This window comes from Pseudomonas sp. PVC-5-1 (genome assembly GCF_057444345.1).
In genome coordinates this window covers 2,453,998-2,471,223 of sequence record NZ_CM172024.1, presented here as the reverse complement: position 1 = coordinate 2,471,223, position 17,226 = coordinate 2,453,998, and the positions used below count along the sequence as shown (strand labels likewise).

Below are 17,226 nucleotides of genomic sequence, written 5' to 3'. Positions count from 1 at the left end.
GAACCGATCGTCACTTTCCAACGCTGCGTCCCAACCGACGGACCCCAGGTGCAGCGCTTATGCCGTGCAATACCACGCTGAGCACGACGCAAGCGATAGTCGTGGCGATGATCGTGCTGCCCTCTTGCAACCGTGCATCGAGTACCAGCACAGCGAAAACGATAGACGCTAGACCACGCGGCCCGAACCAGCCAATGAACAGACGGCTATCGGCAGTCAGTTCGCTCCCGGCAAGGCTGACCCAGACAGGCACCATACGCACCAGCGACAGGCTCAGCAGCGCGTAGAACCATACCGAGGGCGACAGGATTTGCGAGGCCTTGGGCGCAACGTAGGCACCGAACACCACCCAGGTCAGCAGCGAAAGCGCTTCACCGCAGGATTCGCCGGTCTTGAGCAGCAGTTGCGTTTCCCGATTGAACAGGTACCCCGTGAGCAATCCTGCGCAGAATGCCGCGATGAAACCGCTTCCGCCCATTGCCTGGGCACTGGCGAAACTCAGCAACGCCAGGGCGGGCATTACCAGTTGTTGCCATGACTCCACCTGCAGGCAGCGGCGCTGCGAAAGACGCAACAACCCTCCCACCACCAGCGCCAGCACAGCCCCCGTCAGTGCGCCGATACCCAACTCCTCAAACAAGAAGTATCCCCCCAGGGCAAAGGGCATCGTCGAGCGGCTCTCCATCAACAATGCCAGCAACAAGAGCAGCACCGGCACGCATATGCCATCGTTCAATCCGCTTTCGACATTCAGGCTTTCACGCACGTTGGCTGGCACGAGGGGGTTGGTCACCACTGCCTTGCCAAGGGCGGCATCGGTGGGGGCCAGGATTGTCGACAACAGGGCCATTTCCAGCCAGGGCATGCGTGGAAACATCAGCCACGCAGCTAGCCAACCGGCGACCAGGGTCAGCGGCAAGCCGATCGCCAGCAGGCGCAGCGGCAGGCTCCGGTTGCGGCGTAACTGAGCCAGATCAGCATGGGCAGCATCGCTGAACAACACGATCGCCAGGGTAAGCTCGGCCAGTAGCCGAAGATCATGGCGGTCCAGGGAAAGGTTCAGTAACCCGAGCCCGGCCGGGCCGGCCACCAGGCCCGCCAGCAGGAACAACAGGGGCCCGTTGACGGGCCTGGATTCGAGCGCGCCGGCCAGGTTGGCGTAAAGCACCAGCAAGGCAGCCAGGACAGCCAGATTCTGATACATGACAACCCACCGGGATCGACACGACTGTATAAAAACGCTACCACTGCGTCCGTGGCGCGGCGATCCCAAAGGCGGCAGAAGTTATCTTAGGTCAACAGTTGAAGTAATTAACCTGCAAGACCGCTGCGCATCGGGCGGTGCCAGCCCCAATGCCCTCGACATCGACCGCAAGCATTGTCATGGAACTGACCTGTGCTTGGCTTTTATCAAGTCCAATTGGCGGTGGCAGCTTAATTTGCCAATGACCATTGGCCGGCTACGGACAAGAATCATGAACCGCCCCGCTCCCTCACGCGTTCGCCTGTATGACGAACAAGATCTCGATAGCGTGCTGCGTACAATGGCGTATCAGGCCCTGGCGCTGATGCCTGCGCAGCCCCTGGTACTGGTGGGAATTCAACGCCGAGGTGAGCCTTTGGCGCGGCGCCTGCAACTGCACTTGCAGCAACTGACCGGAAGTGCCGCGCCACTGCCGCTCTACCCGATCAAGGTCAAGCGCTACGCCGACGACCTCAGCCTCCTGCATGCCCATACGCAGCTCACCGAGAACCCTGAGCTGGCCAACCTGAATCTGGCCGAAACCACCTTGCTGGTGGTCGATGACGTGCTGTACGAAGGGCACTCCCTGCTGCGCACCTGCGCTTACCTGGCTGAGCTTGGGGCGCGACGGGTACTCAGCGCGGTGCTCGTTGACCGTCACGCCTGCCGCCAACCCGTGCATGCACACATCGTGGGCATACACCTGCAAGTCGCCAAGCAGGACATTGTCGAATGTCATGTGCCGCCTTTCGAAGCGGATTTCAGCGTGGAAGTGATTCGCCACGGCCGAGCCGGCGATACCGCCTGAATCAATCGGCTGACGGGGGCCTGACTGCCAGAACGCTGCACGGGGCGTCATTGACGAGCCGTTCGGTAGTATCGCCGATCAGCTTGGCCCAACGTCTGGGCTGCACCACGCCGACCACCACCACATCGATCTTCAGCGTGGGGACGAGAGACTGAATGACGCGCAGCGGCGCACCTTCGATAAAGTAGCGCTGCGTATAGGGAATGCCATGGATATCGGCCAGTTCATCGAATGGTAGCTGGAGTGACTCGCGCACTTGCTCCGCCCATGGCGCTGCCAGGTCGGGATTGGCCAGCATGGCCAACGGCAGATCGTAAACCGACAGCAGATGGACCTGGCCGTTGCATGGGCTCGCCAGTTGCCGGCCTGCCTCCACCAGTGCATGGTTCAGCGCTTGCTGCGCAAGGTCCGCCTTGGCCACATCCACGGCCACCAGTATGTTCGCGGGCATGGCGCTGGCCTCGGCAGGCACGAGCAGCAATGGCACCTTACTGGTATGCAGCAACACATGGTCAACCGAGGATTTGTCGTTCAGGCCAGGTACCGGACTGGCGGGTAGCCCCTTGATCACCAAGTCAGGCGCAAAGCGTGCAATACACGCCGGTACGAGGTCACGCGCCATGGAGCTTTCCAGCGCTTCGAAGGTGGTGTGCAACCCTGCGGGCGCCTGCTCGTCGAGCAATGCCTTGAGCCCGGCACTGAAGTGCGCGAACGCGGCTGAAGGTTGTGAAGCTTGCTGCCCTGGCTCGGGCAGGCCAGGCTCAGTGGTGGTGTGGATGCCCAGTACGTGCAACAAGGCACCTGACGCTCGAGCCAATGCCATGGCCCGATGCATCGCGGCATGGGCCTGGACCTTGGTCATGACCAGAAGAATCCGGCGGTACGGGCTCATCAGCCACCTCCTGGCGCGAATATAGGGTGCCGCACCGCTTTCATTATCGAAGCTGCCGCTCAGCCAATCTTGATAAATATCAAGGCCATCAAGCCCCAGTGCGTCACCCTTGGCCTGTACCGGTGGGCCTTCATCGAGGCTGCCATCGCCGTGGAGGCCATCATGAACGCTTACTCGCGACTGCTACTGATCTGCCATCCAGACCTGCACCCCTCGCCTGCCCTGATGCGTGCTCAGGCGCTGGCCAGTACGGCAGGCGCCACCTTGCACCTGGTGGTGCTCAGTCAACTGCCCTCACGCCTGGCCACCCTGGACCAGGTGCTGCGCAGTAATGCCCGCAAGCAGGACGCCGAGCACCGCAAGGCTTGGCTCGCCGACCAGGTGAAGGCGCTGGGCGAACTGGGCATTACCGCCTACGCCGAGACACTGGACGATGAAGACCCGCTCAAGGACTTGATCCGGCTGGCCCAACTGCACCGGGTGGAGATGGTGATCAAGGACATCAGGCACGAAACCGCCTTGAGCCGTGCCCTGCTCACCCCCTTGGACTGGCAACTGCTGCGCGGTTGCCCGATCCCGATGCACCTGGTGGCCCAGGCTGAAACCAAGCTGCCAGCGCGCATCCTTGTCGCCGTGGATCTTGTCGAGCACGACCCGGTGATCGACAGGCTCAACGACCACATCCTGCAACGGGCACAGGCACTGGCACAGCGATGCAAGGCGCAACTGCACCTGCTGCAGGCCTATGAACCCAGCACCAGCTTCGTTGCCTATGCCGCCGCACCCGTGGCCTGGACTGACAAGCTGGTAGAGGAAATATCTGGTCGCGCGCGCGAGCGCATGGCGACGTTCGGCGGCCGCTACGGCATCAAGCCAGATCATCTGCACCTGGTGCGAGGCGCTGCCCGTAACGTGGTCAGCGACTACGCGAACAAGCATGGCTTCGACGTGGTGGTGATGGGTACGCTCTACCACGAGGGGGTGAGCAAGGTCCTTGGCAGTACTACAGAGCAAACCCTGTACAAGGTTCACTCCAGCATTCTGGCGATCCACGGTTGAACGATCACCTGCCTGGTTTCACCTTCTCCACTCTCCGTGCAGGGTATAGGTGCGCAGGCCTTGGCATGCTCTGACCTGCCCAGTGTCCGCCTGCAGGCTATGCTCGACTTGATAAACGTCAAACCCCACAGTCCAACTCAGCTTATGTTGCTATGTACGACCAATGGAGCGCAGGGCATGAATGAGACACCGCCGTTACTGTTCGCCCTGCGAGGCAGCCAGGCCTATGGGAATGCCGTGGCGCAACGCCTGGGCTGGACACTGTCAGCACATGAAGAGCGTGACTACGAGGACGGAGAACACAAATGCTGGCCTGGCGAATCGGTCGACGGTCGATCGGTCATCGTCTTTCACTCGCTCTATGGCGACGCGCACCACAGCGCACACGACAAGCTGTGCCGGTTGCTGTTCTTCTGTGGTGCGCTCAAGGACGCCGGTGCCAGCCGGGTGACAGCAGTCACGCCTTACCTGTGTTATGGCCGCAAGGACCGCAAGGTGGAGTTTCAGGATGCGACCATCACCCGCCATGTGGCTTGCCTGATGGAAAGCATCGGTGTCGACCGCGTGGTGGCGCTGGACGTACACAACCCCAGCGCCTTCGACAACGCCTACCGAATCCCGAGCTGGAACCTGCAATGCACCGAGCTGTTCGCCCAACACCTGGCCCCGCTGCTCGGTGAGCAGACAGTCACGGTCGTGTCGCCGGATATTGGCGGCATCAAACGCGCCGAGCAGTTTCGCCAGGTTCTGGCGGACCTGCTCGGGCGCCCGGTATCTGTGGCCATGATGGAAAAGCACCGCCAGCAGGCGGGCCTGAGCGGCGAACACCTGGTGGGTGACGTGGCAGGTAGCACTGTCATCGTGTTCGACGACCTGATCAGCACGGGGCAGACGCTGCTGCGCGCAGCTCAGGCCTGCCGGCAGGCCGGAGCCAGCCGCATGCTGGCCGCTGCCACCCATGGCCTGTTCACCACTGGTGGCGAGCTGTTCGACAGCGGGGTATTCGAACGGGTACTGGTGGCCGACAGCATCGCGCCCTTTCGCCTGCCCGTGCGATGCCTGCAGCAGCTGGATATCGTCGATACCAGCGCCCTGGTCGCCGAGTTGCTTGCCAACCGCCGGGGCTGGGGCGCATGAACCCTAGGCATCGCCCTACACCGCCAGGATATTGCAGGGTATCTGGTACAACACATGCTCCGTGGTGCTGCCGAACAGTCGGTCCAGCCCACGGGCAAGCGGCCTGCCCATGACGATGACGTCCACCGGGTGGGTCTCGACATATTCACTCAGCACCGCGACCGGGCGGCCCAGCAGGAAGTGCCTGCGTTCGGCCGGCGCACCGTAGCGGTCGGCCAGCGCCTTGAAATCGTCCTCCAGGGCATGGCGCAAGGACTCGCCGACGTCGCCAATGGCCCAGGCGCCATATCCCATGTCGCCCATGTAGGCCATGGTCAGGTCACAGGCGAACAGCAGGTCCAGTTGCGCGCCGGTCTGCAAGGCCAGCGCATTGGCCTGCAGGACGATGCTGTTATTGCGCGCCTGGCCCTCGGGCGATTGATCGGCCACGTCCACCGCCGCGACGATCTGGCGAGGCAAGGCCGGTCTGGCGGCGCCCAACAGGTAGACCGGGATCGGGCAATGGCGCAGCAACTGCCAGTCCAATGGGGTAAAGAAGGCCCGCTTGAGCACCGGCTCGTGCTCGACCTGCTTGAGCAGTACATCCGGCTGCATCTCCAGGGCATGTTCGAGAATATCCGCCTGCAGATTGCTGCTCCAGGCGACTTCCGTCGTCACTTGCACACCCGAGGCTCGTAGCACCTTGGCCTGGGCCTCGAGCTGGTCTTGCTGGGATTGCAGGTGAGCCTGCCGCTCGCTCCGAGGGTCACCTGTCTCCAGGAACCTGAGCTTGTCCAGCGACTCCAGCAAACCCACTATGTGCAGGCTGGCCGAACTTGACCTGGCCAGGGCGGCAGCCTGTTCCAAGGCACAGGACTGGCACAATGCCGGGCGCAGGATCAGCAACAGGCGTTGATAGTGGCTCATGGTAGCCTCCAATGATCGGGATCGGGGGATGCATCAAAGGTGCTGGCTTTTCCGGGATATCGGTCATGGTTGCCTCGGGGGGAGTTGAACGCTTGATTTTTATCAACCCTGTCAGGCGCTGAATGCTCTCAGCGGTGATCCAAATACCGGTAAAGGGCTTCTTCCTGGTCGAAATGCAACTTGGCCAAGGTGTCCAGGCGTATCAGCTGGTGCTGGATGTCATCAGGGCTCGGGCTCGCTGCCGCTCGGTTGAAATCCTGGCTCATGCAGGAAAGAAGATGGATGAGGCGGAAGATTTCCCGGTGGGTATGGCTCATCGCCGAGAGCGGATCTTCGCCCTGCATGAAGCGGCTCAGCAGCGGATACAAACGACGCTCGTCATCGCGCTCGTGGCGCTCCAGAAGGTCATGCAGGCCGGTGACCAGTTTGCCCAGGTCGTCCCGCGCCTGCTCGATGGGGCGTTTGGCGAAATCGCAGGCCATCTGGCTCAGCTCCGTCAGCAACCCGTCGAGTTGCCGATGCTCATCCTGCAACCGATCCAGGTCCTCGACGGCAAGCCCGCTGCGTCGCCCGGCCGTCAAGGGGCCCAGCGCACGCAAGGCGTTGACGATGATCAACAGGTCGATACCTTCCTGCAACACCGCCCCCAGCAGCGCGGGCAGGTAGCCGGCGGCGGCAACCAGCATGGCCAGCAACGACAAGCTCATGCCCACCCATACCCCCTGACGGGCGATGTACACGGCGTACCGGGCGATATCCAAGGCATCGACCAATCGATCGAGACGATCGACCAGCAACACCACACCGGCCGCCTGGGCAGAGGCCGTGACGCCAGAAGCGCCCATGGCAACCCCGACATCGGCCGCCGCCAATGCTGGCGCATCGTTGATGCCATCGCCGACCATCAGCGAGGGCGCCATGCGGCAGCCGTCCTGCACCAGGCGAATCTTGTCGACTGGCGAGAGCCCCGAGCGAAGCTCATCGATACCCGCCGCCAGCGCAACCATTTCCGCCGTTTCCGGGCGGTCACCGGTGAGCATGACGACCTTTTCGATCCCGCGCGCCCGCAGGCGGCGCAGTGTCTGGGGGGTTTCCCGGCGCAAGTCATCGGCCAGCCGCAGTACCGCTTTCAACTCACCGTCAACCGCCACGAAACTGCCGCTGTTGGCCAGGTAGTCCAGTTGCTGCAAACGTGCCTGTGCCCACTGGCCATCGTCCTTCTCGTTCTGCACATAGGCCAGGGCGCCCAAGCGTACAGCCTTGCCTTGAACGATCCCGGCAAGCCCCTGGCCGGGGCTTTCCTGCACCTGCTCGGGCGCGGTCAGCGTCAGGTTGCGCAGGCGGGCAGCATGAACGATGGCCTGGGCAATCGGATGGGTCGATGACTGGGCCAACGAAGCGGCCAACTGCAGCATCTGCAACGGCGCGCCTTGCCCCTTCAGTTCGATCGACTGCAACTGGGCATGACCACTGGTCAAGGTACCGGTCTTGTCGAGGAACACCTGGCGGATGCCGGCCAGGGCTTCAAGCACCTCGCCGTCACGCACGAGTATGTTGCGCCGTGCAGCCCTCGAAATACCCGAGATGATGGCAATTGGCACCGCCAGTATCAGCGGGCAAGGAGTAGCGACCACCAGCACGGCAAGCACTCGCTGCACATCGCCACTGGCCCACCACGCCAGCGCAGCAATGAGCAATGTCAGCGGGATCAACGCCAGCGCATAGCGGTCGGCCAGGCGCATGAAAGGTGCCCGTGACTGACGTGCCGCTTCGGCCAGTTTCACGATGCCAGCGTAGGTGCTTTGCGCCGCGGTATGCGTGGCCAGCAACAGCAGCGGCGCACCGGAGTTGGTCACCCCACTGGCCACCGGCTCACCGGCATGGCGGGTAACCGGTAACGATTCGCCAGTCAGCGCAGCTTCGTCCAGGGTCGCCTGCTCGGATTGCAACCACCCGTCCACCGGCACGATCTCACCCAGGCGCACCAGTACACTCTGCCCAGCGCGGACTTCGTCCACCGGTACCTCACGCAAACCATCCAGCTCTTGAATCCAGGCCCGCTGAGGGGCCCGGTCGATCAGTGCCCGCAACTCGCGCTCGGCGTGACGCAAGCTGAGAGTCTCCAATGTACGGCCCGAGGCAAGCATCAGCGCAACCACGGCGCCTACCAGCATCTGCTCAAGGGCCAGGGCCGCGCCAATCGACATCAGCGCGATCAGGTCAATGCCCGCCTCACGCCTGGCCAGGCGCCGGGCCATTTCCACCGCCAGCACCGCTGCCATGATCGCGCTGCCGGCGGCCCAGATCAGCGCAGCCCAGGTCGGCCGTTGCGCCGCATAGGCCAGCCCTCCGAGCAGCAAGGCCAGGACGCAGACCAGCAACAGGCTTGGGTCCAGCCATCGACGTGACATGGCGGTCACTTGCGCTTGGCCTGCTGCAGCAATTGTTGGACCTGTTCCTGGGCCTGGGTCGCTCTGCGCAGTGCCTCGTTGGCGGTCTGCTCGACCAGGTCGATGCGGTAGCACACCTGGTCGGCCCGCAAACGGGCGGTAGCCGCGTTGTTCTCGGCCGACTCCAGGCGCGCGTCGTATTCTTCAGCGTGCCAAGGGGTACAGCCCGAAGCCGATGCCAGCAGCAGACTGGACAATCCGGCAAGCAGATAGCGTTGCATGTTGGTGCCCTCGCGCATGCCCAAGACACCCTCAGTATCGGCATCGCCACTCAGCGCAGCCTGACATTTATCAATCTCGCCCAGCGTGCGATAGCGCGCCGGTTTTGACCTTTGTCAATCACGTAATACCGCTTGGGGGGTAGAAACATGGGCTGAGGGCATCTCAGCCCACCTTTCCAACGAATAGCGAAGACCACCCGAACGACCTTGATTTGCGCGACACCGTCAACGGTGGGCTGGAAGCCAAGGTGCATTTGCTTCGCGAACGGAAATTGGTCGAGCGCGCTGCCTGGACGTGAGCAAGGTCGAAGACTACTTGTTGATCGCCTGACCCGGCTGCCCACCACGAGATATGGTCATGAACAAAGATCAGCCCTGGAAGCTGTACTTGCTGGCGATCGGGCTTTCCGTGCTCGCCGCCATTCAGTTCGGCCTATTCGACCGTGCGGCCGTGCAGACCATCTCCTATAGCCAGTTCCTGCAATTGCTGGAGCAGCAAAAGGTCAGCGACCTTCGGGTCGAACACGACCGTATCCTGGGCAAGCTGCAGGAACCCATCGCAGGCCGCTCGATGTTCTCCACGGTGCGGATCGACCCGCAACTGAGCGAGCAACTGGGCCGCACGGGCGTGACCTTCACCGGAGTAGCCGAGGACAGCAACCTGGCTGCCATGGTGGGTTGGCTCATGCCGCTGATAATGATGCTGGCGCTGTGGTTCTTCCTGTTTCGTGGGGTAACCGATAAACAAGGCCTGGGCGGTCTGATGGGTGTGGGGAAGTCGCGCGCCCGGGTCTACGTCGAGCGTGACATCAAGGTCACCTTCGCCGATGTGGCGGGCATAGACGACGTCAAGGGCGAACTCACCGAAGTGGTGTCCTTCCTCAAGAACCAGGCGTTCTATGCCCGTCTGGGGGCGCATGTGCCCAAGGGCACATTGCTGGTCGGCCCCCCGGGCACCGGCAAGACCCTGGTGGCCAAGGCGATCGCCGGCGAAGCGGCGGTACCCTTTTTCTCGATCTCAGGGTCCGAGTTCGTCGAGATGTTCGTCGGCGTGGGCGCGGCGCGGGTGCGCGACCTGTTCGACCAGGCCCGACGCGCCGCGCCCTGCATCATTTTCATCGACGAACTGGACGCCCTGGGCAAGATGCGTGGCATCGGCAGCCTGGGCGGCAATGACGAGAAGGAACAGACGCTCAATCAACTGCTGGCCGAACTGGATGGCTTCGACCCACGCGAAGGCGTCGTGCTGCTGGCGGCGACCAACCGCCCGGAGATACTGGACCCCGCGCTGCTGCGAGCCGGACGGTTCGACCGGCAGATCCTGATCGACCGGCCTGACCGCAAGGGTCGCCTGGCGATCCTCAAGGTGCACCTGCACAAGATCGTCTACAAGAACGACCTGGACTGCGAACGCATCGCCGACATCACCCCCGGCCTGACCGGCGCCGACCTGGCCAACCTGGTGAACGAAGCCGCCATCGTCGCCACCCGACGTGCCAGCCAATGGGTCGAGCTGCAGGACTTCACCGCTGCCGTCGAGCGCCTGGTGGCAGGCGTGGAGCGCAAGGGTAACGTGCTGCGCGACGATGAACGCCAGGTCGTGGCGTACCATGAGATGGGCCACGCGCTGGCCGCAAGCAGCCTGCCGGCGATGGACCCGGTGCACAAGGTGTCGATCATCCCCAGGGCCGCTGGCTCGCTGGGGTTCACCCTGCAACGGCCGACCGATGACCGCTACCTGATCAGCGCGCAGATGCTCCGCGACCGGATCGTCGTGCTGATGGCCGGACGAGCCGCCGAAAGCCTGGTATACGGCCAGGTGTCCACCGGGGCTGCCGACGACCTGGGACGCGCCACCGACATCGCCCGCCAGTTGATCACCCGATTCGGCATGAGCACGGAACTGGGCCAGGCAGTGCTGGAGCGCCAACAGGCCAGTTACCTGGGCGAATCGTTGTTGCGCCAGGAGCGCAAGGACTACTCAGAGCAGACCGCGCGCGAAATCGACCTGGGTATTCGAGGCCTGCTGGAAGACGCTTACGCCCGTGCCCGGACCTTGCTCGAGCAACGACGCGCCGACCTGGACACTGGGGCACGCCTGTTGTTGGCCAGGGAAACCATCACCCCGGAAGAATTCCCGGCGCTGCTGCCGGTGGCCAAGGACCCTGCCACCTATAATCTGGTCGATGCGGCCAAATGACACTCCGATCCAGTCCGAGTACCGACCATGCTCACCGTCACATTGATCAACATGCTGGTGGTGATCCTGGTGGTGATCATCCACTACGAATGCCTGCTGCGCCTGAACGACTGGCTACCGCGGCTGAAACTGTGGAGCCGATTCCGGATCGTCGCAGGCGTATTCGGCGCGCTGCTGGCTCATGCGCTGGAGGTCTGGTGTTTCGCCCTGGTGTATTACCTGATGATTCACGCCGAAGGCTGGGGCATGCTCAGTGGCAACTTCGACGGCAGCTTCCTGGATTGCGTGTACTTTTCCTTCACCACCTACACCACGATAGGCTTTGGCGACATAGCGCCTAACGGCCATCTGAAGTACCTCACCGGCCTGCAAGCGTTGACAGGCCTGGTGCTGATCACCTGGACCGCGTCGTTCCTGTTCCTCGAAATGCAGAAATACTGGAAAGCCAAATAGCACCTGTTCAGGCGTCTGGGTGCGGCGTCCAGTGCCACAAGTGGACGGCTTGCGAAGGTCACCTGGGGCAGTTGGTTGGAGCACCGTTGCGCTGTAACACGAAAAGGGAGCGTCCATGCTCCTGAACGCGGCCGGGTCGCTCATTTGGTGATGGGAATCACTTTTTCAGGGTGAATCGCTTCGGCGCGCTTGGGCAAGTGCACCAGCAGCACGCCCTTGGCAAACTGGGCAGTGATCTTTTCAGCGTCGACTTCACGGGGCAACTGGAAGACCCGCTCGAAGCTGCCGTAGTGACGCTCTGACAGGTGGTACTCCTTGCGCTTTTCGTCAACCTCTTCCTGCTTCTCGCCGCGGATCACAACGCTGCCATTGACCAGCTTGATCTCGATGTCCTTGTCGTCCACACCAGGCAGTTCGGCACTGATGCGAAACTCATCGGCCAGTTCGCTGATATCCATCGCCGGCATGCCATGGCTGAACAGTTCACGGCGCCAGAATGGCTCGACATCGAACGGGGTATGGCTGAACGGCATGCGCAATGGCCGGCGACCGAAATCGTCGAACAGGCTGTCGATCTGACGCCGCAACTGCTGGAATGGGCGCCACAGGTCCGATGGCTCGGTACTTGGCGGCGTAGCCTTGGCAGGTTGGGTGGTTGCGGAAGTGACAGGTACTTTCTTCGCTGTTTCGGACATGGCGACCTCCTCTAATGAGTAATGCCTCCCTGGGAGACGCCTCGATATTGCGCTGGCAGGCAAGCCCCCGTTTGACCTTTATCAATCAGGATGCGGCCACCATCCTCTGTCGGTTTGATCCTGATCAAAGTGTTGCCATCGCAGGGGCTTAGCTTATATGGAACGTGGCCCGCCCAAACCTGTTCGAGGCGCATATGGACCAGGATGACAGTGAGTGTGTCCGTTTGCTGGAAACATTGCCGGGGCCCGGCATACAGTACCTTCGCCTGATGCTGTGCAACCCGCAACGCAGCGAGGCGATGCCAGGCCAGTATTGCCAACTGGCGAATCAAACCCAGCGCTGGACCTGCAACTACATCAGCATGCCTGGCGCAGCAGGTCGGTTCATGGTCGCCACCCGCAGCGTCCTGGCATTGAAGGTCGGAGATCTGCTGGAGTACTCAGGCCCTCTGGGCAGCGCCTGGCCGGTGCCCTTGCAGAGTGTGCGACTGCTGGCTATCACTCACGGCGAGGGGGTTTTGGCGCTACTTTGCACACTGGATGAGGTTCGCTGTTGGCTACCTTGGGTAGAGGTGAGGCTGTTGCACGAAAGCTTTGAGCAGGAGCAACTGCCCGCTGAATGTAAGCCATGGATCTCAGCGTTTACCTCGGTGCCGCGCAACAGCAGAAGCGTTTGGAGTCAACTGACTGAACAGCTGGAGGATTTCAAGCCGGACACTGTCTACTGCTGCGCGCCATCCTTGGTGGCAAGGCATGCCGCGCGCATCTGTTGGCAAAAGGGGGTCCCGATACAGCGTATCTGGTTGCGGGCAGACCATGTGTCGCGTCCATCCTGGAATTGTCAATTTCCTCTGAATGGGCCTGTGCAACGTTATGACAGGATTCTCGAGGCCCTCAATTCGGCTCCTCCATCCGACTGAGCTTGAGCAGGCCCTGTTGATCGATGAGTCGGACTTCCCGGCCAACGCATTGCAGGAGCCCAGCCTGATTGAACCGGCTGAACAGCCGGGAGACAGTTTCCAGGGTAAGGTCCAGGTAGTTTGCGATATCTCCTCGCGACATGGGCAGATTAAGGACGTCTGCACGCAAACCTCTTTCTTGATAACGCGCCGCCATGCCCAACAGGAAAAGCGAAAGGCGCTGCTCGGCTCGCCCGTGGCAGCAGCGCAGGTGTTCGTCCTTGCCTTGAATACCCAGGCTGAGCATGTGCAACAATTGATAGCGCAATCCGGGTATCTGCCCCGACAGATCAACCAACTGGTCCAGCCGGATCGAGCAGACCAGTGAAACGTCCAGCGCCAACGCATAGCTCCGATAATGACTTGCCCCGATAGCGTCCAGCCCCAAGATTTCGCCCGGCAGAACGAAGCCGGTGACCCGCTCGTTGCCCTCGGTATCAATCAGAAAATTCTTGATGACCCCTGAGCGCAGGGCAAACACATGCTCCATGGGCTCATCGGCCTTGAACAGATACTCGCCCCTCTTCAAAGGGCGGTTACGGCGAATGATACGCTCCAGCTTTTCCACTTCATCGACGCTTAGGCTGGCGGGCAGGCAAAGTCGGCTCAAAGAGCACGCAAGGCACTTTACCTGGGGCTTTATACCCATATCTTCAGGGCCTGACATGACGATGTCTCCGCTTTTTCTTGCGGGCTCTATAAACGCTAGCCGCTTCGCCCGAAGTTTCTGAGGCAACTGACCAAGGGTCATGGCTGTGCCCCACTAAAGCTTGATCAAGATCAAGTCAGGCCAGTGCGCTGCCCTCATGCTCGACTTAGACAGCCTTCAACCCGTGTTCCTGTCTGAAGGCCCTTGGGCCTTATAAATCTGCATTGTCTGGTAACGTGTAGAGGATGTGTCATGAATACCTTACTGAACGAACTTCACGCCTATCACCATGACATGGCCAATAAGATAAGCCAGATCAGGAAGTTGCTGAAAAAGCTAAAGCATGAACCCGATGCCACTGATGATTGTAAGCTTTTGTTCGAAATGTTGGAGGCCTTGCACAGCAATGCAGAGCGGCACCACCATGAGAATGAAGAAATCATTCGGCGAGCCTTGCTGGCCACGGAGGCGCCGATCCACCCGCGGATCCTGGATATCGAGCGAGATCACCAGGCATTTGCGCGCATTGCTGGGCAATTGAAGACATTAGCGGCTACGACAAAAGACACGAAAGTAATCGCTGACACTGTCGATGACTATATCGAAAAATATTACGACCACATGGAGTCGGAGGAAAACATATTCTTTCCAGCTGCAGAGAAATGGCTTTCAAACAGTCAATGGCTGGAAATAAAACATCAATGGCATTAACTGGAGTGCAAATTCAAGTGCCCAACCGCCCCATCTCAATCACACGAGGATACTGCCATGGCTTCTGCTGATACTTCCCGTCAACATACCGCGCCCTCGTTTCCCAAGCCTGCGGGCGAGCATTGGATCGAAGCCCTCGACAATGGCACCCATGTACTGATCAGGCCGCTGCAAGCCAAGGACCGGGAGCGCGAGAGGGCCTTCATCGAACGGCTGTCACCGCAGTCGCGGCATTTTCGCTTCCTGTGCCAGATCAAAGAGCCCGGTGAGGCGATGCTCGACCAGTTGATGGCGGTCGACCAGGACCGACAAGCGGCTTATGTCGCCCTCGCCCATGTGGACGGCGAGCTGCAGGAGGTGGGCATATCGCGTTATGCCGCCATTGCCGGCAAGGATGAATGCGAATGCGCCGTGACAGTACTCGACAGCTGGCAGCACCATGGCCTGGGCCGCCTGCTGCTCAAGCACCTGACCGATCATGCCCGGGCAAAGGGCCTGCGGCAGATGTACTCGATCGACTCAGCCGCCAACCTGGCGATGCGCGACCTGGCCAAGGCGGCAGGATTCACCACCAGCACCGATCCGGAGGATCCGGCCCAGGTCATCCATCGCCTCAACCTGACCTGAAGCGCCGCTGCGCCAGCGCCTGGGGCAGCCACCGTGCTGCCCCGCCCGCTGCAAGCCCCACGACCTCCGGCCCTATCCGCACGAGGAGGTATCCGTGAACAAGGAGCAAGATCATGCGACATGGAAACCTCCCGCGCCGCGACGGGCGCCTGTCGTTCCAGCTACTGGCAAGCACTACTAACATTCAAGGCAGCGTCGCCCGGGCCTCTTCAGGCAGCAGGTCGAACTGCTCGAGGCAGCGCTGTTCATCGTCTGCCGTCAACGCCTTGTATGCGCTCACTTCCCGCATCGGCGTTTCGAACAAGGCCAGGCGTATCACCCCATTACGGTCCAGAAACGTTTGCGCCAGGCAGGTACACACCGGCTTGCCGACCAATGCCGTGAGCTTTTCATCCTCAGGGGTGTTCACCCGGGCCTGCAGGCTGTCTGTGCAATTTTCCACGATTCGGTCCACCGAGCGCCCCGCCAGCCAAACCGTGCCGCCAGCGAGCAACGCCAGGAACAGCAACATGCCCAAGAGCACGTTCGACTCCTGGGTGACCGAGCGCAGGAAGGCAAGCCGAGCCTGCCAGCCCGTGGCCTGGCCATTGAATATGGTCTTGCCTACCGTGCGTTTCACGCCACGCTGCACCACCCACCCCAACGCCACGCACAAGGCGAGCAAGGCCAGCAGCATAAGTGGATGTTGCATCGGCAGGCGCCAGTTCGGGTTCAACGACCGGTAGGCAGCGACCACGACGAGCAGTGCGAAGATTGCCACGATAAACCCCAGGCTACCCCGTGGCCGATGCATCCAGGCCCGGAGTTTCGCCCTTGCTTGTGTATCCATGACAGCCTCCCGGCCCAGGCTAGCGCACTGGGTCAATAGCAACCGTTTCGTGGTACTCGGGTACGTACACCTGCCAACCGAGCTCGATGCTGATCCGCCGCCGCAACGTGTCGGCGGCGTGCGGTTCACCATGGATGACATAGGTCTGGCGTGGCGGGCGGGCGAAACCGCGCAACCACTCCATGATCTCGTCGGCATCGGCGTGCGCAGAGAGATTATCCATCGCATGCACCTGGGCCCGGATCGGCACGTCTTCACCGTGCAGGCGGACACTGCGCGCACCGGCGACGATGTCGGCACCGCGCGTACCACCGGCCTGGAAACCAGAGAACAGAATGCTGTTGCGCGGGTTGGGGGCCAGTGCCTTGAGATGGTGCAAGACTCGTCCACCGGTCGCCATGCCACTGGCGGCGATAATGACCGCGGGCTCACGCAGCTGATCCAGATGCCGGGATTCATCGACGGTACGGATGATATGCGTGCCCCTGCACATCTCGGCGCATTCCGCCAACGTCAGGCGATGCTCGCTCCGGAACTGCTGGTAAAGGGTGGTTGCGTCTGTGGCCATCGGGCTGTTGAGGTAGACCGGAATGTCGGGTATCAGGCCATCGCGCTTGAGCTTGTACAGGTAATACATCAGCAACTGGGCCCGGCCAACCGCGAATGAGGGCACCAAGGTGATGCCGTGGCGCAGGAGAGTCTGGTTGATGACCTGGGCCAGAAACTGCTCGGTCGATTCGCTTGGATGCTGGCGATCGCCATAGGTGGACTCCACCAGCAGCACGTCTGCCGTCCTGATCAGTTCCGGCGCGCGCATGATCGGGTCTTGTGGCCGGCCCAGGTCGCCAGAGAAGACCAAGGTCTGGCCGTCGACCTTGATCTGTACCGTCGCCGCGCCGAGTATGTGCCCAGCCGTGCGCAACAGCAGCTCCATCCCTGGCGCAATCATGGTCGGGTGATGCAACTCCACAGGGCGCAACAATGCCAAGGCACGCTTTGCATCCTGTTCGGTGTAAAGCGGGCGTGCCGGCGAATGCTTCGAGTAGCCGTGCCGGTTGGCATGCTCTGCCTGCTCTTCTTGCAGCCGGGCACTGTCGAGCAACAGGATTTCGGCCAAGGCACAGGTGGCCGGTGTTGCGTAGATCGGCCCGGTATAGCCTTCCTTCGCGAGCACCGGAAGATAACCGCTGTGGTCGAGGTGGGCGTGGGTCAGCACCACGGCATCGAGCGCGCGCAGCGCCGCCGATAGCGGTTCCCAGTTGCGCAGGCGCAGTTGCTTGTAGCCTTGGAACAGCCCACAGTCGATCAGCACGCGGCTGCTGTCGCGGGTCAACAGGAACTTGCTGCCCGTCACGGTCCCGGTACCACCGAGGAATGTCAGTTGCAT

At 61.6% G+C, this 17,226-nt stretch carries 17 protein-coding genes; 8 read left to right on the top strand and 9 right to left on the bottom strand.

Features of this window, described 5'->3' with window-relative positions:
* Positions 1-10: 10 nt before the first annotated feature.
* A complete protein-coding gene (locus AC2T3R_RS11235; protein WP_486745108.1) occupies positions 11-1,204 on the bottom strand; it encodes a cation:proton antiporter in 1,194 nt (397 codons plus the stop codon).
* A gap of 271 nt (positions 1,205-1,475) precedes the next feature.
* Here AC2T3R_RS11235 and AC2T3R_RS11230 point away from each other — a divergent pair, with 271 nt between their 5' ends.
* A complete protein-coding gene (locus AC2T3R_RS11230; RefSeq protein ID WP_410952635.1) occupies positions 1,476-2,051 on the top strand; it encodes a phosphoribosyltransferase family protein in 576 nt (191 codons plus the stop codon).
* A gap of 1 nt (position 2,052) precedes the next feature.
* Here the strand turns inward: AC2T3R_RS11230 and AC2T3R_RS11225 are convergent, their stop codons facing one another.
* A complete protein-coding gene (locus AC2T3R_RS11225; protein WP_410952636.1) occupies positions 2,053-2,943 on the bottom strand; it encodes a universal stress protein in 891 nt (296 codons plus the stop codon).
* A 69-nt stretch (positions 2,944-3,012) separates the two neighbouring features.
* Here AC2T3R_RS11225 and AC2T3R_RS11220 point away from each other — a divergent pair, with 69 nt between their 5' ends.
* Complete coding sequence (locus AC2T3R_RS11220; RefSeq protein ID WP_486745107.1) at positions 3,013-4,002, top strand: universal stress protein; 990 nt, start codon at positions 3,013-3,015, stop codon at positions 4,000-4,002.
* A 177-nt stretch (positions 4,003-4,179) separates the two neighbouring features.
* A complete protein-coding gene (locus AC2T3R_RS11215) occupies positions 4,180-5,139 on the top strand; it encodes a ribose-phosphate diphosphokinase (protein ID WP_486745106.1) in 960 nt (319 codons plus the stop codon).
* A 15-nt stretch (positions 5,140-5,154) separates the two neighbouring features.
* On the opposite strand, the gene AC2T3R_RS11210 is transcribed toward AC2T3R_RS11215, so the two are convergent.
* The 3 genes from AC2T3R_RS11210 to AC2T3R_RS11200 all read right to left on the bottom strand — a co-directional run bounded on the left by AC2T3R_RS11210 (position 5,155) and on the right by AC2T3R_RS11200 (position 8,716).
* A complete protein-coding gene (locus AC2T3R_RS11210; RefSeq protein WP_486745105.1) occupies positions 5,155-6,045 on the bottom strand; it encodes a universal stress protein in 891 nt (296 codons plus the stop codon).
* A gap of 128 nt (positions 6,046-6,173) precedes the next feature.
* Complete coding sequence (locus AC2T3R_RS11205) at positions 6,174-8,456, bottom strand: heavy metal translocating P-type ATPase (RefSeq protein WP_486745104.1); 2,283 nt, start codon at positions 8,454-8,456, stop codon at positions 6,174-6,176.
* A gap of 5 nt (positions 8,457-8,461) precedes the next feature.
* Positions 8,462-8,716, bottom strand: coding sequence for a hypothetical protein (locus AC2T3R_RS11200; RefSeq protein ID WP_024086880.1), 255 nt, complete (start codon positions 8,714-8,716; stop codon positions 8,462-8,464).
* A 358-nt stretch (positions 8,717-9,074) separates the two neighbouring features.
* Here AC2T3R_RS11200 and ftsH point away from each other — a divergent pair, with 358 nt between their 5' ends.
* Together ftsH and AC2T3R_RS11190 are read left to right on the top strand one after the other, a co-directional pair.
* Positions 9,075-10,916, top strand: a complete 1,842-nt coding sequence (ftsH, locus tag AC2T3R_RS11195) for an ATP-dependent zinc metalloprotease FtsH (RefSeq protein ID WP_486745103.1) — start codon at positions 9,075-9,077, stop codon at positions 10,914-10,916.
* Positions 10,917-10,943: 27 nt separating this feature from the next.
* Entirely contained in the window at positions 10,944-11,369 is a 426-nt protein-coding gene (locus AC2T3R_RS11190; protein ID WP_486745102.1) for a potassium channel family protein, read from the top strand.
* A gap of 140 nt (positions 11,370-11,509) precedes the next feature.
* Here AC2T3R_RS11190 and AC2T3R_RS11185 read toward each other — a convergent pair whose 3' ends face one another.
* Complete coding sequence (locus tag AC2T3R_RS11185; protein WP_410952642.1) at positions 11,510-12,064, bottom strand: Hsp20/alpha crystallin family protein; 555 nt, start codon at positions 12,062-12,064, stop codon at positions 11,510-11,512.
* Positions 12,065-12,258: 194 nt separating this feature from the next.
* Between AC2T3R_RS11185 and AC2T3R_RS11180 the strand changes: the two genes are divergently transcribed.
* Positions 12,259-12,984, top strand: coding sequence for a ferredoxin reductase domain-containing protein (locus AC2T3R_RS11180; RefSeq protein WP_015270130.1), 726 nt, complete (start codon positions 12,259-12,261; stop codon positions 12,982-12,984).
* On the opposite strand, the gene AC2T3R_RS11175 is transcribed toward AC2T3R_RS11180, so the two are convergent.
* Complete coding sequence (locus tag AC2T3R_RS11175; RefSeq protein ID WP_024086875.1) at positions 12,959-13,690, bottom strand: helix-turn-helix domain-containing protein; 732 nt, start codon at positions 13,688-13,690, stop codon at positions 12,959-12,961. The two genes, AC2T3R_RS11180 and AC2T3R_RS11175, sit on opposite strands and share 26 nt — an antisense overlap.
* 234 nt (positions 13,691-13,924) lie before the next feature.
* On the opposite strand from AC2T3R_RS11175, the gene AC2T3R_RS11170 reads away from it, so the two are divergent.
* Complete coding sequence (locus AC2T3R_RS11170; protein ID WP_486745101.1) at positions 13,925-14,383, top strand: hemerythrin domain-containing protein; 459 nt, start codon at positions 13,925-13,927, stop codon at positions 14,381-14,383.
* A gap of 57 nt (positions 14,384-14,440) precedes the next feature.
* Complete coding sequence (locus AC2T3R_RS11165) at positions 14,441-15,010, top strand: GNAT family N-acetyltransferase (protein WP_024086874.1); 570 nt, start codon at positions 14,441-14,443, stop codon at positions 15,008-15,010.
* Between the two features lie 184 nt (positions 15,011-15,194).
* On the opposite strand, the gene AC2T3R_RS11160 is transcribed toward AC2T3R_RS11165, so the two are convergent.
* Both AC2T3R_RS11160 and AC2T3R_RS11155 read right to left on the bottom strand, forming a co-directional pair.
* Entirely contained in the window at positions 15,195-15,803 is a 609-nt protein-coding gene (locus tag AC2T3R_RS11160; protein ID WP_043935573.1) for a hypothetical protein, read from the bottom strand.
* Between the two features lie 55 nt (positions 15,804-15,858).
* Entirely contained in the window at positions 15,859-17,226 is a 1,368-nt protein-coding gene (locus AC2T3R_RS11155) for an MBL fold metallo-hydrolase RNA specificity domain-containing protein (protein WP_023661504.1), read from the bottom strand.

Excerpts from the sequence above, each read along its gene's own strand:
- AC2T3R_RS11185 (WP_410952642.1), bottom strand. The coding sequence starts at position 12,064 with ATGTCCGAAACAGCGAAGAAAGTACCTGTCACTTCCGCAACCACCCAA.
- AC2T3R_RS11155 (WP_023661504.1), bottom strand. The coding sequence starts at position 17,226 with ATGCAACTGACATTCCTCGGTGGTACCGGGACCGTGACGGGCAGCAAG.
- ftsH (WP_486745103.1), top strand. The coding sequence starts at position 9,075 with ATGAACAAAGATCAGCCCTGGAAGCTGTACTTGCTGGCGATCGGGCTT.
- AC2T3R_RS11215 (WP_486745106.1), top strand. The coding sequence starts at position 4,180 with ATGAATGAGACACCGCCGTTACTGTTCGCCCTGCGAGGCAGCCAGGCC.
- AC2T3R_RS11165 (WP_024086874.1), top strand. The coding sequence starts at position 14,441 with ATGGCTTCTGCTGATACTTCCCGTCAACATACCGCGCCCTCGTTTCCC.
- AC2T3R_RS11190 (WP_486745102.1), top strand. The coding sequence starts at position 10,944 with ATGCTCACCGTCACATTGATCAACATGCTGGTGGTGATCCTGGTGGTG.
- AC2T3R_RS11225 (WP_410952636.1), bottom strand. The coding sequence starts at position 2,943 with ATGAGCCCGTACCGCCGGATTCTTCTGGTCATGACCAAGGTCCAGGCC.
- AC2T3R_RS11230 (WP_410952635.1), top strand. The coding sequence starts at position 1,476 with ATGAACCGCCCCGCTCCCTCACGCGTTCGCCTGTATGACGAACAAGAT.
- AC2T3R_RS11170 (WP_486745101.1), top strand. The coding sequence starts at position 13,925 with ATGAATACCTTACTGAACGAACTTCACGCCTATCACCATGACATGGCC.
- AC2T3R_RS11200 (WP_024086880.1), bottom strand. The coding sequence starts at position 8,716 with ATGCAACGCTATCTGCTTGCCGGATTGTCCAGTCTGCTGCTGGCATCG.
- AC2T3R_RS11210 (WP_486745105.1), bottom strand. The coding sequence starts at position 6,045 with ATGAGCCACTATCAACGCCTGTTGCTGATCCTGCGCCCGGCATTGTGC.
- AC2T3R_RS11175 (WP_024086875.1), bottom strand. The coding sequence starts at position 13,690 with ATGTCAGGCCCTGAAGATATGGGTATAAAGCCCCAGGTAAAGTGCCTT.
- AC2T3R_RS11160 (WP_043935573.1), bottom strand. The coding sequence starts at position 15,803 with ATGCATCGGCCACGGGGTAGCCTGGGGTTTATCGTGGCAATCTTCGCA.
- AC2T3R_RS11235 (WP_486745108.1), bottom strand. The coding sequence starts at position 1,204 with ATGTATCAGAATCTGGCTGTCCTGGCTGCCTTGCTGGTGCTTTACGCC.
- AC2T3R_RS11180 (WP_015270130.1), top strand. The coding sequence starts at position 12,259 with ATGGACCAGGATGACAGTGAGTGTGTCCGTTTGCTGGAAACATTGCCG.
- AC2T3R_RS11205 (WP_486745104.1), bottom strand. The coding sequence starts at position 8,456 with ATGTCACGTCGATGGCTGGACCCAAGCCTGTTGCTGGTCTGCGTCCTG.